General features: G+C 70.4%; 1 protein-coding gene. It reads left to right on the forward strand.

The features are described from left to right. Window positions 1–612 (forward strand): enoyl-CoA hydratase/isomerase family protein (locus KUM32_RS36885; RefSeq protein WP_217146234.1); only part of this gene is annotated, 612 nt, incomplete at both ends.

The following is a 612-nucleotide window of genomic DNA, read 5'->3' on the forward strand; positions in this document are numbered from 1 at the left end:
CCACCTCGACCTGCCCGGCGCCGGGCGGTTCGCGCTGATCACCCTGGACAACGGGTTCGACCACACCAAGCCCACCACCTTCGGTCCGCAGTCGCTGGCCAACCTGAACGCGGCCATCGACCAGGTGGAGAAGGAGGCCGCGGACGGCGAGATCGTCGGCGTCGGCCTCACCGGAAAGCCGTTCATCTTCGCCGTCGGCGCCGACCTCAAGGGCGTCGAGCTGCTCAAGCGGCACGAGGACGCGCTGGCCATCGGCAAGGGCGGGCACGACGTCTTCAAGCGGCTGTCCCAGCTCGCGGTGCCGACCTTCGCGTACTACAACGGCGCGGCGATGGGCGGCGGCGTCGAGGTCGGCCTGCACTGCACCTACCGCACCGTCTCCAAGGCGCTGCCCGCCTTCGCGCTGCCCGAGGTCTTCCTCGGCCTGGTGCCCGGCTGGGGCGGCTGCACGCTGCTGCCGAACCTGGTCGGCGCCGACCGCGCGGTCAGCGTCATCATCGAGAACGCGCTGAACCAGAACCGGCAGCTCAAGGGCCAGCAGGTGTTCGACCTCGGGATCGCGGACGCGCTCTTCGAGGGCGCGGACTTCCTGGAGCGTTCGCGGCTGTGGAC

This window comes from Streptomyces sp. AC627_RSS907 (genome assembly GCF_019049165.1).